Below are 15,727 nucleotides of genomic sequence, written 5' to 3' on the forward strand. Positions count from 1 at the left end.
TGGGCTTTTGCCGTTACAGCAGATGCTTCGAGATGTACTTGGAAATCTCCACCATCGACGTCTTCCCGGTGAACTCGAACTTCACTTTCCCCAGTGACGAGAAGTAAATCTCCAGCTCCGAATCCAGATCGAAGGTGCCCGAGGTTTCCACGGAGTAGGCGACGATGTTCTTGTATGGCAAGGAGGTGAAATCCTTCTTGCTGCCGGTAATGCCCTGAACGTTGACCGCGATGATGCGTTTGTTGGTAAACACCACGCCATCACGCATCGCCTTGTAGGAGTCGATCACTTCCTCACCGTCCAGCAACAGCGCGCTTACGCGCTCGGCGTACTCATCGTTTTGCTTGAGTTTGAAGAAGCCTTTGTTGTTGAAGTCGATCATCTGTCCATCCTCATATTCAAGAAAACATCCCGGTATTTTTTTGGTTCAACGACGGGCTTTCAGCACGCGGATATCGGTTGGGAACCCATCAGCGCCGACAAGCTTCTTCCAACCCAGATACTGAAACTCGCCCTTCTCATCAATGTAATCGCCCTTCTCCACGGATCGACCGCCAACCACCGCGATGCGTTTCACTTCGCCGCATCCGCCATCCGAAGGCCTGACGGTATAGATCACATACGGCTTCACATATTGCGTGGCGCGGAAGAATTGGCCGCAGATTTCGTCGACGGTGATCAGCATGGTTTTCAGGCGGGCTTCGCCGTCCATGTCTTCGTGGAGTTTGAGGAAGGAGATCTCGCCGACGTCGCTGTAGCCGAGTGAACGGGCGCGTTTGTATTCGGGGGAGTTCTGATGGGCGATGCGGCCTTGCTCGGCGGCCTGGTTCATTCTGGCGGCGAACTCGGCATTGCCTTGCGCAATGGTTGCCTCGGCCTGGGCGGCGACGTTTTCGCATTGCGCGTATTCGCGGGAGCCGAGGTATTGGGGCGTCAGGTTCGAGCGGCGCTGGTTCATGCTCCGCAGGCTGTTGTCGAGGTCGCCGATCACCTCATAGGCGCTGGGTACGCGACCGCTCTGGACGTCGGCGATTTTTTCCTGCATTCGCTGGCAGTTGGCGAGGTAATACTGCCAACTGCTCTCCGGCGGCTCTTTCCAGGCGGCGAATGCCGGGGTAATGGCGCTGGCGAGTGTGATTGCACAGAGCAAGCGCAGAACAGAAGCGGCTTTTTGCATGAGTAGTCCATTACAGGAATCAAGAAAGTGGCGCGACGCTACTATTTTGCTATCTTGCCGTCCACTGTCGGCGAGGTGCCGAGCGTTTGTACCGCGACTGGTTTCGAAGGATGGATACGATGGATGTTGTGTTTTTCTTTATCGCCTGGATAGGCATGTGGGTCTGGGTCGTCAGGCAGCGTGGGGCTTGGAATCTGCTACTCGCGAATGTGTTGGGGGCGGCCAGCGGCATGATTGTCGGCCTGGTGGTTTCGCAGCTTTGTGTCGGTCTGTTCGGCTCCAGCCGGCCACCGGTCCCGGGGGTCATGGGATCGCTTCTGGAAATGCTTGCGACTGCCGCGGCGCTTACTGGCGTATGGATGCTGGTGGCCCGTCGCTCGCAAGTCGAACATCCCGTTGCGCGTCAGCTGCTGGCCGGCCTTTGCGGCGTTATGGCCGGCATCACGGCGATCATGTTTTTTGTTCAGATCAATCCGCCCAATCTCGGCATGTGAATGTCTTCGTGGCGTCAGACCTCTATTTTGATATCTTGCCGCCCAATCTCAGCATTCACCGCCAGTGAGTGCTGTTTGGCAGGCTATTGAAGGGTTAAGGAAAGGATCGCATGGAGTTTCTGAGTTTTCTGGCATTTGTTGCGGCCTGGGGTTTGATGTGGCGCTGGGTGGTGAAAAACCGCGGCAGCTGGAATCTGTTTTACGGCAACATCGTTGGCGCGGCGGGCGGTTTTATCGTCGGTCTGGTGGTGCTGTCGATCTTCCTGTCGTTGTTCCCGTCGGCGCATAAGCCGAAACGGGCGCCCACCGAAGAGGTGATTACCCAGAACGAAGTGACCACCAGCCTGCTGCCGGAAGCCGAGTCGGATTTGACGCCCGTGGCACTGGAAAACGCTCCGGGGTTCGCCGCTATCGAGCCAGACAATCAGCCTTCGCCGCCCGACTCCGCACTGCTGCCGAACTACGCCAACCGGGCACCGAAATCGATGTCCGAAAAAACCGTTCTGGATCAGAGCGACGCGCAGGGCCGCAAAGCGTTCAGCGCGTTGCGCGACAAGCTTGCTCAGCATGCCGACAGCGACAAATCGATGCTCGCGTATGTCATGTGCAGCCCTTACGTGACCGGTGCCTTGCGCTTCCCGGCGTCGGCGCGCTTCGCTGACAGCACCGCTGTGGTCACCCAACGCTTCAAGGGCCAGATTTACACCCTCAGCAACAAGGTCACTGCACGCAACATGAACGGCGACGACGTCACTTATCGCTTCGAGTGCTCAGTGCAGGAGCAACCCGCTTCCAGCGAATGGCGACTGCTGGCGCTGAAGCTGCAGAAGGCTGACGCTTAAGCCTCGTTTAAGGGTTCAAGGCGCCGGCTGCGCTATCATCGCCAGCCTGTGCGCCTTGAGCCTTGCCTGCGAATGTCCTCGATACCTGCTGACCTGAATCCGTTGCCTCCTGTCTTGGCCGGCCCGCTGCTGCGCCGGTTGGAACCGACGCGAATCGTCCTGTGGCTGGTCGGCACCCGCACACTGGCGCTGACCCTGCGCCTGCAAGGTGTAGGAGACATCCCTCTCGATGCCGGGAAATGCACGGTCATCCCCGTCGGCCGTCATGCGTTCGTCCATCTGATCGACGTTGTTTTCGACAGCGCCCTGCCCTGCGACACCCGCATCGACTACGACCTGTTGATCGACGGCCACTCGCCCATCGCCGAATGGGCGCCGCATCTGTTGTACGGCAACGCTGGTTGTCCGAACCTTGTCGTGCGTTCGCGGATCGATCAGTTGCTGCACGGTTCCTGCCGCAAGCCGCATCATCCGGCGGCAGACGGTCTGCTGTGCGTTGACCAACTGCTTTCTGGCGAAACCGATCCGCAACAACGTCCGGCCCTGCTGATGATGAGCGGCGACCAAATCTACGCCGATGACGTCTCCGGGCCGATGCTGCGGGCGATTCACTGTCTGATCGAACGTCTTGGCTTGTTCGACGAACACCTCGAAGGTGCCGTGGTCAGCGACAGCGCCAGACTTTACGAACACCCGGCCAGCTACTACCACCGCGCGGATCTGTTACCGGCGCTGGAGAGTAACGAGACCTTGCGCGAGCGTTTTTTCGGCGGTGCGCGCAAACCGATTTTTACCAGCAGCAGCGCCGACAATCACCTGGTGACCTTCGCCGAAGTGATGGCGATGTACTTGCTGGTGTGGTCACCGATTGCCTGGACGTTGATCAATCCTGCTGCTCCAGCGCTGACGCCTGAACGCTTGCAGCGCTACACCCTGGAGCAAACCCGTATCGATGGCTTCAAGGCCGGTTTGGGCAACGTTGCCCGAGCCTTGGCGCATCTGCCGAGCCTGATGATTTTCGACGATCACGACATCACCGATGACTGGAATCTTTCCGCGCAATGGGAGGAAACCGCCTACGGCCATCCGTTCTCCAAACGCATCATCGGCAACGCCTTGATCGCATACATGTTGTGCCAGGGCTGGGGCAACAATCCGGATGCGTTCAGGGATGTGCTGGAGAACACTCGACGCCTGAGCGCCAGCGGTGACGATCGCTATCTCGACAGCCCGGTGCAGGACGCGCTGATCGATGACTTGCTGCGCTTTCAGCATTGGCATTTCGTGTTGCCGAGCAGCCCGGCGCTGGTGGTGCTCGACACCCGCACCCGCCGCTGGCGCAGCGAGATGGCGCTCAAGCAACCCTCTGGTTTGCTGGACTGGGAAGCGCTGAGCGAGCTGCAGCAGGACCTGCTGGATCATCCGTCGGCGATCATCGTGTCCCCCGCGCCGATCTTCGGTGTGAAGCTGGTCGAGACCGTGCAGAAGGTTTTCAGCTGGTGCGGTTATCCGCTGCTGGTCGACGCGGAAAACTGGATGGCCCATCGCGGTGCGGCGCAGGTGATCCTGAACATTTTCCGACACACCCGCACGCCCGGAAACTACGTGGTGCTGTCCGGTGACGTGCATTACTCCTTCGTCTACGAAGTGCTTATCCGACACCGCAAGGCCGGGCCACGGATCTGGCAGATCACCAGCAGCGGGATCAAGAACGAGTTTCCGAAAACCCTGCTGGAATGGTTTGACCGCCTCAACCGCTGGCTCTATTCGCCGCGCTCGCCGTTGAACTGGTTCACCAAACGCCGGCGCATGCGCATCGTGCCCTATACCCCGGAACATGCCGAAGCGGGTGAACGGCTGTGGAATTCAGCCGGGATCGGCCAGGTGTTTTTCAATGTGCAGGGGCAGCCGAGCGAGATCATTCAGCACAATTCGAACGGGGCGGTGAAGACGCGGATGCTGGCGCCGGAGTTGGGGGATTATCCGGACTAACCAAAAGTGTTTTTCCTACATTGGGAGCACCAGATGACCACGACGCGGCGGTTTCTCACTGCCAGCGACAGTGGATGAGGATTACAACCATCTCAGAAACGTCCCCAGAGTTCTTTAGCCATACTGAATGTGCTCGCAGTAACCCCTTCTGCGAAACAACCACTGGTAGGTATCGCCTTGTCATCATGTACTCATTTCTGTACGTTCTTTGCATCCAGCGAGGACTACGACATGCAAACCATCAACTACACCACCGCCCGTGCGCATTTGGCCGAAACGATGGATCGCGTTAACGAAGACCGGGCTCCCCTTCTGGTCACACGCCAAAAAGGCGAGCCCGTCGTGATGATGTCTCTGGCTGAATACAACGCACTTGAAGAAACGGCCTACTTGCTCCGCTCTCCAGCCAACGCCGAACGGTTGATCAAATCGATTGGCGAAATGCGTGCCGGAAAAGCCAAAGTCAGGCAATTGATCGAAGAATGAAAATCGAGTTCACGCCATCAGGCTGGGAAGACTACTTGTGGTTTCAGCAGAACGATAAGGCCGGACTCAAACGTATCAATCTGTTGATAAAGGCAATTCAGCGCGAACCGTTTGAAGGGATCGGCAAGCCCGAGCCGCTCAAACACAACATGAGCGGCTTTTGGTCCAGACGAATAACGGGTGAGCATCGTTTGGTCTACAGCATCGAAGGCGGTGAGATTTGCGTCATTAGTTGCAAATACCACTACTGAATGATGTGCCCCACACCTCTGACAATCATCTCCACCTCCCGCTCATCAATCGTCAGCGGCGGCAGCAGCCGTATTGTCTTGCCGCGTGTGACGTTGATCAGCAGCCCATGATCCCGCGCTGCAATCAGCGTCAGATCGCGGATCGGCTGTTTCAACTCGATGCCGATCATCAAGCCCTGCCCGCGAATCGCCAGCACGTTGGGGTTGCCTGCCAGTTCGGCGCGCAGGCGGCTCAACAGGCGCTCGCCCTGCACCCGGACATTGGCCAGCAAGCCTTGCTCTTCGATGATGTCCAGCACCGTGCAGCCGACCCGACAGGCCAGCGGATTACCGCCAAACGTGCTGCCATGACTGCCGGGAGTGAACAGGTCCGCCGCTCTGCCCCGTGCCAGACAGGCGCCAATCGGCACGCCGTTGCCGAGGCCTTTGGCCAGGGTCATGACGTCCGGCACGATGCCTTCATGCTGGAACGCAAACCACTGGCCGGTGCGGCCGATGCCGGTCTGGATTTCATCGAGCATCAGCAGCCAGGCGTGCCGATTGCACAGGTCACGCAGGGCTTTGAGGTAGCCGGGCGGCGCCAGTTGCACACCGCTTTCGCCCTGGATCGGCTCGACCAGAATCGCCACGATGCGCGCGCCGTGCTTTTGCTGCAGCTGATCCAGCGCCGCCAGATCACCGAAAGGCACTTTGACGAAATCCCCCGGCAGATCATTGAAACCCAACCGCACCGCCGGGCCATCGCTGGCCGACAAAGTGCCTAACGTGCGGCCATGAAACGCGTTGGCCATGACCACCACCAGCGGCTGTTCGATACCTTTGCGCCAGCCGTATAACCGAGCCAGTTTCAGCGCAGTTTCATTGGCCTCGGCGCCGGAGTTGTTGAAGAACGCCCGCTCCATTCCCGACAGCTGCGTGAGTTTCCGCGCCAGTTGTTGCTGCCAGTCGATGCTGTACAGGTTGGAGGTGTGCAGCAACATTGCAGCCTGTTCGCTGATGGCAGCAACGATGCGCGGATGCGAGTGCCCGACATTGGTCACCGCGACACCCGCGACGGCATCCAGGTATTCACGACCGGCCTGATCCCACAGGCGAGTGCCCAGGCCTCTGGTGAAACTCAAGGCCAGCGGTTGGTAGGTGTTCATCAGGGCGGCGGTCATGACTTCAAACTCCAGTGAAGGTCGGTGTGTTTGCAGTATGGTTAGCCACCAGAACTGGATAAACTCGGCAAAACTTCAATCATTTAACAGCAGAGCTTGATAATGGACCTGTTGCAGGCGATGAGCGTCTACGTGAAGGTCGTGGAAGCCGGAAGCATGACGGCGGCCGCGTTGCAGTGCGAAATGTCCACGACCATGGTCGGAAATCACCTTCGCGCACTGGAGCAACGGCTCGGCGTCCAACTGCTGCAGCGCACCACTCGCCGCCAGCGGCTGACCGAGTTCGGCAGCGTTTACTACCAGCGCTGCCTCGACGTTCTGGGTTTGGTGGCCGACTCCGAACGTCTCGCCGAACAGGCCCTTGATGAACCCCGTGGCCTGCTGCGCATCACCGCGCCGCTGACCTTTGGCGTCGAACGTCTGGCCCCGGCACTCAGCGAGTTTTCCCTGCAATACCCGCAGGTGAAAATGGATGTGGTGCTGACCAACAGCCGACCGGACCTGCTGGAAAGTGGCCTCGACGTGGCATTTCGGCTGGGGCATTTCGAGCAGTCGAACCTGATCGCCCGGCCGCTGATCGACTACACCCTCACCGTGTGCGCCTCGCCGGCCTACGTCGCCCGGCGCGGCATGCCGATCACCCCGCAAGACCTGCAGCAACACGACTGCCTGTCGTTCGCCTACCCTGCCGGCGACGACTGGCAATCGGTGGAAAAACGCTGGCGCCTCAGCGGACCGCACGGCGAGATTCTGGTCGACGTCAGCGGCCCGATGCTGATGAACACCTCGGCCGGCCTGCATCAGGCAGCGCGCACCGGCATGGGCATCGTCATGCTGCCGGACGCGCTGGTGGAACAGGACCTGCGCGACGGCAAACTGGTGACGGTGATCCCCGATTACCAGCCACCGAGCCGTCCGTTGCATCTGCTGTACGCGCCGGATCGTTATCGTTTGCCCAAGCTACGGCGGTTTGTCGAATTTGCGATGAAAACCTGGGGCAGATCCTGAAGCATCAACTCCCGCTTTTCACCAACACCGGCTTCTCCTGATAACGCTGCGCAAACAACTGCTTCAACTGCGCGACCTTCGGCATGTCGTTGATCACGATGTACGGATAGCTTGGGTGTTCGGTCAGGAAGTCCTGGTGGTAGTCCTCCGCCGGGTAGAAACCGTTGTAGGTTTCCAGTTTCGTAACGATCGGTTTGCTGTAGGCATGCGCCGCGTCGAGTTGGGCGATGTAGGCCTGGGCCACCCGTTGTTGATCGGCGTTGACCGGGAACAATGCCGAGCGATATTGCGTACCGCTGTCCGGCCCCTGGCGGTTGAGTTCGGTCGGGTTGTGGGCCACCGAGAAGTAGATCTGCAGCAGGCTGCCGTAACTGACTTGCGTCGGATCGAAGGTGACTTGCACTGACTCGGCATGACCGGTGTCGCCTGCGCTGACCCGTTCATACTCCGCCGTATCCGCCGCGCCGCCGGCATAACCCGAGACGGCTTTCTGCACGCCTTTGACGTGCTGGAAAACCCCTTGCACACCCCAGAAGCAACCACCGGCGAACACCGCCGTTTCGCTGTGCGCCTGAGTGGTTTCGTCGAGGGCTGGCGGCGGGACGACCACCGCGTCCTCTGCACCGAAAGAGAACGCCGAGCATTGGCCGATCACACCCGCCATGGCGACACCGAGCAACACACGGCGCCAGTTGTTTTGAGCTTTCATGTTGCGCACTCCCGATCAGCCGAAGGTGAAGGCGTAAGCCGATACGCCCGGGTCAAGAAATTCGATGGTGAAGGTCCGATCCTTCACCGCATCGGTTTGCCGCACCAATTGGTACAGGCGCTGTTCGGTCACGCGACCGCTGCCATCCGCAGCGACATCCACACCATGGGCGGCACCCGGCGCCTGACCGTCAATCGAGACTTTGAAACGCACCGGTTTGCCATCCGCGCCCGGGCCCAGCACCAGATGCAGGTCGCGGGCATGGAAGCGATAGACGATGCGGCTGGCCGGCGCGCTGGCGGTAGCGCGTTCGGCGCCGACGGCCCACTGGCCACCAAGGCTCCAGTCATTCAGCGTCAGGTTGACCGGTGGGTTATAGGTCGCGACCTTGTCAGGCACCAGGCCGGTTTCCGGTACGAAATGTTCCGCACGCTGGTAGCCGACATAGGTTTCCGGTGACAGCACCTGATTCATGTCCGGCGCCTGTTGCACGCCTTGGGCGTCAGCGTTGATCAGGCCGTCGGCGACGGTTTTCGCCCCGGCTTCACGCAGTAACTGCTGGATGACCCGCTCCGATTCGGCGTAGTCGCCTTCGCCAAAATGGTGGTAACGAATCCGTCCCTGAGCGTCGGCAAAATAATGCGCCGGCCAGTATTCGTTGTTGAAAGCGCGCCAGATCTTGTAGTCGTTATCGATGGCCACCGGGTAGTTGATGCCCAGCTCCTTCATGGCCTTAGTGACATTGCCCACATCGCGCTCGAAAGCGAACTCCGGGGCGTGCACGCCGATCACCACCAGGCCTTGATCGCGGTACTTCTCGGCCCACGCTTTGACGTACGGCAGCGTGCGCAGGCAGTTGATGCAGGAGTAGGTCCAGAAATCCACCAGCACCACTTTGCCCTTTAATGCCTGAGCGTCCAGCGGTGGCGAATTGAGCCATTGCACGGCGCCGTTGAGCGGCGGTAACTGGCCTTCTACTGGCAATGTACCCGGAGCCTTGTCGGCGACTTTCATGGCTGCGCCCGCCGCGGGAATCTGCGCCATCATCGTGCCGTTGCCAGCGGGAGATTTGCCGGAGAGTTGGCCCACCAGTGCCTGTTCAATGCCGCCCCGTGGACGCCGTCGACAGCCGCGCCAACAGCCCCGGTATCGAGGCCCAGCGCAATCGCCGCGACACCCGCGAGCATCGCCGCCCCCCAACCCACGACGGATCCACTCCCCCCGTACCGATCGAGCGCTTCATCAGCGCAAACACCTTACCGCCCAGCAGCAGCGCCGCCGCCAGTGAAGTCGCGGCGCCCGCCGCGTAGGCGAGCAACAACAGCGTGGTGGCGATGCTTGCCCCTTGCAGCGCGGCGCCGGTCAGAATCAAACCGAGGATGGGCCCGGCGCACGGCGCCCAGAGCAGCCCCGTGGCAACACCGATCAGAAACGAGGCGCCGGGACGCGGACGACTGTCCTGGCCCGCGGCTTCGGACAGCCGACTGCCGGCCGAGACCAGCGGTCGCGTCAGGCGCTCGGCGAGGCGCGGCAGCAGCAGCGTCAGCCCGAACAGTGCAACGAACAGCAACGCGAGCCAGCGCCCGTACTGATTGACTTGCACCACCCAGCCGCCGCCCACCGCCGCCAGTGTGGCGACGAGGGCGAAAGTCAGCGCCATCCCGGTCAATAGCGGCAAGCCACTCTTGATAAACGGCTGCCCGCTGCGAGCGAAGACAAAAGGCAGAACAGGCAGGATGCACGGACTGACGATCGTCAGCACACCGCCCAGATAAGCGAGAACCAAGAGCCACATGGTGTCGTCCTGTAGAGAGTGAAGGTCGAAAAAGTGCCATGGCTCATGCCGCCACGGGTTTGAACGTCATCGCCAGGCCATTCATGCAATAGCGCAGGCCGGTCGGTTTCGGGCCGTCATCGAAGACATGCCCCAAGTGCCCGCCGCAGCGCCGGCAGTGCACTTCATTGCGGACCATGCCGAAGGAACGGTCCTGACGCGTGGCCACCGCCTGTTCCAGCGGTGCCCAGAAACTCGGCCAACCGGTGTGGCTGTCGAACTTGGTTGCCGATGAAAACAGCGCCAGGGCACAGCCCGCGCAGGCGAATGTGCCGCTGCGATGTTCGTTGTTGAGCGGGCTGGTGTAGGCCCGTTCAGTGCCTTCTTCGCGCAGGATGGCGTATTGCTCATCCGAGAGCAGCGAGTGCCATTCGCTGTCGCTATGGGTCACCTCAAACGCCTCATCCGCTTGCGCCTGCTCGACCAGCGCGGTGCCCGGGGACAATTTTGGCAATACACCCGCTACCAGGGCTGCGAGCCCCAGCCCGCCGCTCGCTACGAGAATCTGTCGCCGTGAAAACATGGCCGTCTCCAAAAATTCCAGGTGCCTGTCATGGAACACAGCCTAGGCTTGGGTTGATCGCCAAATCCTCACGGGAAGTTAACGAATTCGTGATAACTCGCCCCGAGGAAAACCCGCACAATGCACTCATTGCGCCGAAGGATTGAGCTTGATGGAACCGACCAGACGCATCCTCGTGGTCGAGGATGATCAACACATCGCTGACCTGATTTGCCTGCACCTGCGCGACGAGCATTACGACGTCGTGCACAGCGCCGACGGCGATGAAGGCATGCGCCTGTTGCAGCAGGGGCAATGGGATGCGCTGATCCTCGACCTGATGCTGCCGGGCGTCGACGGCCTGGAAATCTGCCGCCGCGCCCGGGCGATGGCGCGCTATACGCCGATCATCATCACCAGCGCGCGCTCCAGCGAACTGCACCGCATTCTGGGTCTGGAACTGGGGGGCCGACGATTACCTCGCCAAACCGTTTTCCATGCTGGAGCTGGTGGCCCGGGTCAAAGCCTTGCTGCGCCGGGTCGACGCCATGGCGCGCAACCTGAAGATGGACGCCGGCAGCCTCAGCCTCGATGGTCTGAACATTGACCCGATCACCCGCGACGTCACCCTCAATGGCGCGCGTCTGGACCTCACTCCGCGAGAGTTCGACCTGCTGTATTTCTTCGCCCGGCAGCCGGGCAAGGTCTTCTCACGCATGGACCTGCTGAACGCGGTGTGGGGCTACAGTCATGAAGGTTACGAGCACACGGTCAACACCCACATCAATCGCCTGCGGGCGAAGATCGAAAGCGATCCGGCACAACCGACCCGCATCCTCACCGTGTGGGGTCGCGGCTATAAATTCGGCACGGAACAACCATGAGACTGAACCTGTCGCAGCGCCTGTCGCTGGTGTTCGCCGTTTTGCTGCTGGTGTGCTGCGGCACCTCGGCATGGCTGCAAGTGCGCTCGAGCAAGATGCATGAACTGGAAGTGGTGCAAGGCCTGTCGCGGGATCTGGCGCAGCACATCGCCCATGACACGGTGCTGATGGACAGCAATGGCCTGATGCCCGGCGCCGTGCGCGAACTGTTCAGCAAGCTGATGCTGGTCAACCCGAGTGTCGAGGTATACCTGCTCGACCCCGAGGGACGGATTGTCGGCAACGCGGCGCCGGAAGGCCATCTGCGCCGGGAGACCGTCGATCTGGCGCCGATCCGCCGCCTGCTCAATGACCAGCCGCTGCCGATCCTCGGCGATGACCCGCGCAGTGCCGACGGGCGCAAGGTCTTCAGTGCCGCGCCATTGAAGGTCAATGGCAAGCCCGCCGGTTATCTGTACGTGGTGTTGCTCAGCGAAGAACACGATCGCTTCGCTGAACGGGGGCGCGACCAGTGCCGCACTCAATACGGCGCTACTGTCGATCGGGCTGGTGGCGCTGTTGTGCCTGATCGCGGGGCTCACGGCGTTCAACCTGATTACCCGCCCCTTGCGCCGGTTGACCGAAACCGTCAGCCGCTTTGACATTGATGGCACGCCGCAACCGCTGCCCGCTCCTTCAGCAGTTGTGGATAAAAGCGCTGACCCGGATGAGATCGCCGTGCTTGATGGCGCCTTCCGCCAAATGCAAAAACGCCTCGGTGAGCAGTGGCGCTCATTGACCCGCCAGGATCAGGAGCGACGCGAACTGGTGGCGAATATCTCCCACGACCTGCGCACGCCACTGGCCTCGCTGCACGGTTATCTGGAAACCCTGTCACTCAAGGACGCTACGCTCACCGCCGAAGAACGCCGCCGCTATCTGGGCATCGCACTGGATCAGAGCCGCAAGGTCGGCGGGTTGGCGCAATCGCTGCTGGAGCTGGTGCGTCTGGAACACGGTTTCGTGCAACCGGTACTGGAACGCTTTTCGCTGATCGATCTGCTGCAGGACATCTTCCAGAAATTCGAACTGGCGGCCGAAGCCCGCCATGTCGAACTCAAGGCCAGCTTTGTGCCCAACCTGCCAACGGTCTGCGCCGACCTCGGGTTGATCGAACGGGTGCTCACCAACCTGGTGGATAACGCCTTGCGCTATACGCCGGCGGGCGGTGAAATCGAGCTGGATGTGAAACCCCTGGGCGTCTTGGTCGAAGTCACCGTCAGCGACACCGGCCCCGGCATCGCTCCGGAGCTGCGCGAAGGTCTGTTCCTGCGTCCGTTCAATATTGGCGGGGCGCGACGTGACGGCGGACTAGGTCTGCGCATCGTCCACCGTATCCTGCAACTGCACGGGCGTGAGATTCAGTTGATCGATGTCGCCGGGCGCGGGGCGACTTTCCGCTTCACGCTGCCGACCGATCAGCAAACCGCGGAACAGTGGATGGTGCGCTCGATGAACCTGAACACGCCGGACAAATAATCCGCACCACCGGACTGTTGTTCCGTGACAACGCCGCCCCGCTCCCCTAAATTAACCGGCCTGAAAAAGACCTCGCGCTTTCTCGTTTCCACTCAAGTTAAAAAAGTAGTGAAATTTCAATGTCCGATTTCAACACCGCTGAATCCGTAGTCACCGAATCGTCCAAAGCGGAATACGAAAACTCCATCAATCTTTCACAACACCTCCCACAAGCCAAAATCATCAGCGAGATGGTGCTGGACGCTTTCCAGTCGACCCGCGAAAGCGACCAGATCCGCGAGCTGCGCGCCGCGATCCGTCAGGCACACGACAGCTTCGACGACGACAAGGCCTATGAGCTGATGGGCCAGCTCAAGGCGCTGAAAGACGCCGAAGCCGCCGACCTCGCCGCCCTTGAAGACCTGAGCAGCAAGTTCTCGATCGGCCGCATCCTGTCCTGCTTCAAGGACGATCCGGCGTTCCAGGAAATCGTCTACGGCCTGGCCCTCAAGGTGCTGAACCAGACCCATCAGGCGATCAGCAACCCGAGTGGCGGCAAGGGCAAAGCTGCTCGCGCCAAGAAAGAAGTCGAAATCTTCACCATCAGCAAGGACGGCAGCAGCGTGACCCTGCCGCTGCGCACGCCGCGCTCGCGCATGAACGTTGACCGTGAGGCGCTGGAGTTCCTCGGTTTCACTTTTGTCGGTGAGGGCGAAGAAGCCGAGCTGGAAGGCGAAACCTTTGTCGACAACGCCGGCACCGAACACGCAATCAACCGCAAGAACATCATCACCGCACTGCAACAGCAGACGGCGTTCGACGGTTACAGCATCGCCGCGCAGTAAATCCGGCGCCGACAAAAAAGCCCCGCTCTGAGATTCAGGCGGGGCTTTTTTTTGGGCGTTGCGGCGGTCAGACTTCCGGCTGTACCGCAACGATCATGTCGACCTCGATCGCAGCATTCTTCGGCAACTGATAGACACCGACCGTGGTGCGGGTGTGCCGGCCAGCATCGCCGAGCACATGGCTGAACACGTCCGATGCGCCGTTGGCCACCTCGCTCAGGTCAACAAAGTCCGGGGTCGACTTCACATACACCGTGACCCGCAACAAGGCGCGGATCTTGTCCAGCGAACCGACCGCATCGACGATCAGTGCCAGGCAGCGCATGGCACTGATGCTCGCGGCTGCCTGGGCATCCTTGAGCGTCAACTCCAACCCCACGCGACCGGGATACAGAATCCTGCCATTGACCCGCGGCACCATGCCGCTGATGTACAACTCATCGCGATGACGGATCAGCGGCGCGTAATTGCCGCCGGCAGTGTTCTCGCCATAGATGTCGTAGTTCAGCTCTTGTGCCAGGGCAATGAAGCGTTCGTCGCAGGTCATCCTCTCAGTCATTTCGCCCAGCCTTTTGATCAGTGCATGAAGAACCGCAGGTTAAGACCGATGATTGCCGGAGATTCGATTTGTGGCAGGTCATCGACATAGTTGGATCCAAATCTAGGTGTTTCACGAAGTGATAGCAACCGGCCGCTGAGGCATCCTTCGCCACATTTTCACGGTGTGCCGCCATCTCTGCGACGCCCTGCATTAACTCAGCAAACAGATCGCGCTTTTTCATCCAAACCTGCCCCATTAGAAAATAGCCTCTGGGATCCTAACTAATGAAAAGTTTTCTGAAGGTAGGAGATCTCTCTATAAGCAGACAGTCGTTTCCCAAAGACACGCTCAACCTTAAATAGCACCCAACAAAAAACCCCGCACATCTCTCAATGTGCGGGGTTTTTCGTGAAGCCATCGAGCCTTACGGCGCGTACGTCAGCAGCAGCTCGGCCGGCACCTTGAAGTCCAGGGACATCATGACGCTCAGGGCGGTGATGGTGAAGATCGAGAACACGAACAGCTTGCGTGCCCAGACCGTGTCATCCACCGCCTTGTAGCCGGTCCAGGCCATGTACAACCAGTACATGCCCATGGCCGCGGCAACGGCGAGGTAGCTCATGCCGGCGTAACCGCTGAAAGTCAGCATCAAGGTCGCCACGAGGAACGCCAGGATGTAGAGCAGGATGTGCTTCTTGGCCACTTCGATTCCGCGCTTGACGGGCAACACCGGAATCGATGCGGCCAGGTAGTCGTTGAAACGGAAGATCGCGATGGCGTAGGAATGCGGCATCTGCCACAGGCTGAACATCACCAGCAGGGTCAGTGCGGCCATGTCGAAGCTGTTGGTCACGGCAACGTAACCGATCACTGGCGGCATGGCGCCCGACAGACTGCCCACCAGCGTGCCGTGAACCGACTTGCGCTTGAGGTACAGGCTGTAGAAGCCGACGTAGATGATGAAGCCGATTACCGCGAACAGGGCGGCCAACGGGTTGGCCACCTTGTACAACAAGGCAACGCCGAGAACACCCAGGATGGTCGCGTAGACCAGGGCCAGTTTCAGGGAGATCAAGCCCTGCACCAGCACCCGGTTCTTGGTGCGTTCCATCTTCAGGTCGATGTCGCGGTCGATGCAGTTGTTGAACACGCAACCGGAGGCCACAACCAGGGAAGTGCCGATCATGGCGGCCAGGAACACCGCCAGATCTACATGCCCTTTCGAGGCCAGGAAGAACCCGCCTGCCACAGAAAGCACGTTACCGAAAATGATCCCCGGTTTGGTGATTTGGATAAAGTGCTTGAGCGACATCGGGTCTACCTCACTTCGCCATCATGTACGTGTGGATGCTGAACATGATCCACAGCGACAGGCCAACCAGCAGCAGGATCACGATGGCCGTAAAGACAAACGCGATCACGTTGTTACGTTGTGCAATCGAACGGTCCAGGTGCAGGAAGTAGTACAGGTGAACGATCACCTGGATTACCGCGAACAGCAGGAC

15 protein-coding genes and 3 pseudogenes are annotated in these 15,727 nt (G+C 60.0%); 9 read left to right on the top strand and 9 right to left on the bottom strand.

Annotation, left to right across the window (positions count from 1 at the left end):
- Positions 1-13 precede the first annotated feature (13 nt).
- Positions 14-382 carry a PH domain-containing protein gene (locus tag HT737_RS09730; protein ID WP_034156100.1) on the bottom strand — a complete coding sequence of 123 codons (369 nt, stop codon included), beginning with the start codon at positions 380-382 and terminating at the stop codon, positions 14-16.
- A gap of 45 nt (positions 383-427) precedes the next feature.
- Positions 428-1,177, bottom strand: a complete 750-nt coding sequence (locus HT737_RS09735) for a hypothetical protein (RefSeq protein WP_182402388.1) — start codon at positions 1,175-1,177, stop codon at positions 428-430.
- Positions 1,178-1,296: 119 nt separating this feature from the next.
- Here HT737_RS09735 and HT737_RS09740 point away from each other — a divergent pair, with 119 nt between their 5' ends.
- The 5 genes from HT737_RS09740 (at position 1,297) to HT737_RS09760 (ending at position 5,242) form a co-directional block, all read left to right on the top strand.
- On the top strand, positions 1,297-1,671 hold the full coding sequence (locus HT737_RS09740) for a hypothetical protein (protein ID WP_182402390.1): 375 nt from the start codon (positions 1,297-1,299) through the stop codon (positions 1,669-1,671).
- Between the two features lie 110 nt (positions 1,672-1,781).
- A complete protein-coding gene (locus tag HT737_RS09745; protein ID WP_182402392.1) occupies positions 1,782-2,513 on the top strand; it encodes a hypothetical protein in 732 nt (243 codons plus the stop codon).
- Between the two features lie 72 nt (positions 2,514-2,585).
- Positions 2,586-4,505, top strand: coding sequence for an alkaline phosphatase D family protein (locus HT737_RS09750; RefSeq protein WP_182402394.1), 1,920 nt, complete (start codon positions 2,586-2,588; stop codon positions 4,503-4,505).
- A 231-nt stretch (positions 4,506-4,736) separates the two neighbouring features.
- Positions 4,737-4,991, top strand: coding sequence for a type II toxin-antitoxin system prevent-host-death family antitoxin (locus HT737_RS09755; RefSeq protein WP_086791676.1), 255 nt, complete (start codon positions 4,737-4,739; stop codon positions 4,989-4,991).
- Positions 4,988-5,242 carry a Txe/YoeB family addiction module toxin gene (locus HT737_RS09760; protein WP_086791674.1) on the top strand — a complete coding sequence of 85 codons (255 nt, stop codon included), beginning with the start codon at positions 4,988-4,990 and terminating at the stop codon, positions 5,240-5,242. The genes HT737_RS09755 and HT737_RS09760 overlap by 4 nt, the downstream gene beginning before the upstream one ends.
- On the opposite strand, the gene HT737_RS09765 is transcribed toward HT737_RS09760, so the two are convergent.
- Positions 5,236-6,402 carry an aspartate aminotransferase family protein gene (locus HT737_RS09765; RefSeq protein ID WP_182402396.1) on the bottom strand — a complete coding sequence of 389 codons (1,167 nt, stop codon included), beginning with the start codon at positions 6,400-6,402 and terminating at the stop codon, positions 5,236-5,238. The two genes, HT737_RS09760 and HT737_RS09765, sit on opposite strands and share 7 nt — an antisense overlap.
- Before the next feature lie 102 nt (positions 6,403-6,504).
- Between HT737_RS09765 and HT737_RS09770 the strand changes: the two genes are divergently transcribed.
- Complete coding sequence (locus HT737_RS09770; RefSeq protein ID WP_095668369.1) at positions 6,505-7,410, top strand: LysR family transcriptional regulator; 906 nt, start codon at positions 6,505-6,507, stop codon at positions 7,408-7,410.
- Positions 7,411-7,414: 4 nt separating this feature from the next.
- On the opposite strand, the gene msrA is transcribed toward HT737_RS09770, so the two are convergent.
- From msrA to msrB, 3 genes and pseudogenes are all read right to left on the bottom strand, one after another.
- Complete coding sequence (msrA, locus tag HT737_RS09775) at positions 7,415-8,119, bottom strand: peptide-methionine (S)-S-oxide reductase MsrA (protein ID WP_182402398.1); 705 nt, start codon at positions 8,117-8,119, stop codon at positions 7,415-7,417.
- A gap of 15 nt (positions 8,120-8,134) precedes the next feature.
- A pseudogene (locus HT737_RS09780) lies at positions 8,135-9,914 on the bottom strand (cytochrome c biogenesis protein DipZ).
- Positions 9,915-9,957: 43 nt separating this feature from the next.
- Positions 9,958-10,476 (bottom strand): peptide-methionine (R)-S-oxide reductase MsrB, encoded by a 519-nt coding sequence (gene msrB / locus HT737_RS09785; RefSeq protein ID WP_041071767.1) that lies wholly within the window; start codon positions 10,474-10,476, stop codon positions 9,958-9,960.
- Between the two features lie 151 nt (positions 10,477-10,627).
- Here msrB and HT737_RS09790 point away from each other — a divergent pair.
- The 3 genes and pseudogenes from HT737_RS09790 (at position 10,628) to HT737_RS09800 (ending at position 13,681) form a co-directional block, all read left to right on the top strand.
- Positions 10,628-11,339 (top strand): annotated as a pseudogene (locus tag HT737_RS09790) (response regulator transcription factor).
- Positions 11,336-12,857, top strand: a pseudogene (locus HT737_RS09795) (ATP-binding protein). Before HT737_RS09790 ends, HT737_RS09795 begins: the two co-directional pseudogenes overlap by 4 nt.
- Positions 12,858-12,976: 119 nt before the next feature.
- Positions 12,977-13,681, top strand: coding sequence for a hypothetical protein (locus tag HT737_RS09800; protein WP_086791660.1), 705 nt, complete (start codon positions 12,977-12,979; stop codon positions 13,679-13,681).
- 67 nt (positions 13,682-13,748) lie between these two features.
- Here the strand turns inward: HT737_RS09800 and HT737_RS09805 are convergent, their stop codons facing one another.
- The 3 genes from HT737_RS09805 to HT737_RS09815 all read right to left on the bottom strand — a co-directional run.
- Positions 13,749-14,240, bottom strand: coding sequence for a RidA family protein (locus HT737_RS09805; protein WP_041071759.1), 492 nt, complete (start codon positions 14,238-14,240; stop codon positions 13,749-13,751).
- Between the two features lie 406 nt (positions 14,241-14,646).
- Positions 14,647-15,534, bottom strand: a complete 888-nt coding sequence (gene cyoE / locus HT737_RS09810; protein WP_003227980.1) for a heme o synthase — start codon at positions 15,532-15,534, stop codon at positions 14,647-14,649.
- A gap of 10 nt (positions 15,535-15,544) precedes the next feature.
- The coding region (locus HT737_RS09815; protein WP_182402400.1) for a cytochrome o ubiquinol/quinol oxidase subunit IV at positions 15,545-15,727 on the bottom strand (183 nt) is incomplete at its 5' end.

It is taken from the genome of Pseudomonas sp. MD195_PC81_125, assembly GCF_014060985.1.
Classification (GTDB): domain Bacteria; phylum Pseudomonadota; class Gammaproteobacteria; order Pseudomonadales; family Pseudomonadaceae; genus Aquipseudomonas; species Aquipseudomonas parakoreensis.

Coding starts and splice junctions, on each gene's coding strand:
- HT737_RS09800 (WP_086791660.1), top strand. CDS start 12,977: ATGTCCGATTTCAACACCGCTGAATCCGTAGTCACCGAATCGTCCAAA.
- HT737_RS09755 (WP_086791676.1), top strand. CDS start 4,737: ATGCAAACCATCAACTACACCACCGCCCGTGCGCATTTGGCCGAAACG.
- msrA (WP_182402398.1), bottom strand. CDS start 8,119: ATGAAAGCTCAAAACAACTGGCGCCGTGTGTTGCTCGGTGTCGCCATG.
- HT737_RS09770 (WP_095668369.1), top strand. CDS start 6,505: ATGGACCTGTTGCAGGCGATGAGCGTCTACGTGAAGGTCGTGGAAGCC.
- HT737_RS09750 (WP_182402394.1), top strand. CDS start 2,586: ATGTCCTCGATACCTGCTGACCTGAATCCGTTGCCTCCTGTCTTGGCC.
- HT737_RS09730 (WP_034156100.1), bottom strand. CDS start 382: ATGATCGACTTCAACAACAAAGGCTTCTTCAAACTCAAGCAAAACGAT.
- cyoE (WP_003227980.1), bottom strand. CDS start 15,534: ATGTCGCTCAAGCACTTTATCCAAATCACCAAACCGGGGATCATTTTC.
- HT737_RS09760 (WP_086791674.1), top strand. CDS start 4,988: ATGAAAATCGAGTTCACGCCATCAGGCTGGGAAGACTACTTGTGGTTT.
- HT737_RS09745 (WP_182402392.1), top strand. CDS start 1,782: ATGGAGTTTCTGAGTTTTCTGGCATTTGTTGCGGCCTGGGGTTTGATG.
- HT737_RS09740 (WP_182402390.1), top strand. CDS start 1,297: ATGGATGTTGTGTTTTTCTTTATCGCCTGGATAGGCATGTGGGTCTGG.
- HT737_RS09805 (WP_041071759.1), bottom strand. CDS start 14,240: ATGACTGAGAGGATGACCTGCGACGAACGCTTCATTGCCCTGGCACAA.
- HT737_RS09765 (WP_182402396.1), bottom strand. CDS start 6,402: ATGACCGCCGCCCTGATGAACACCTACCAACCGCTGGCCTTGAGTTTC.
- HT737_RS09735 (WP_182402388.1), bottom strand. CDS start 1,177: ATGCAAAAAGCCGCTTCTGTTCTGCGCTTGCTCTGTGCAATCACACTC.
- msrB (WP_041071767.1), bottom strand. CDS start 10,476: ATGTTTTCACGGCGACAGATTCTCGTAGCGAGCGGCGGGCTGGGGCTC.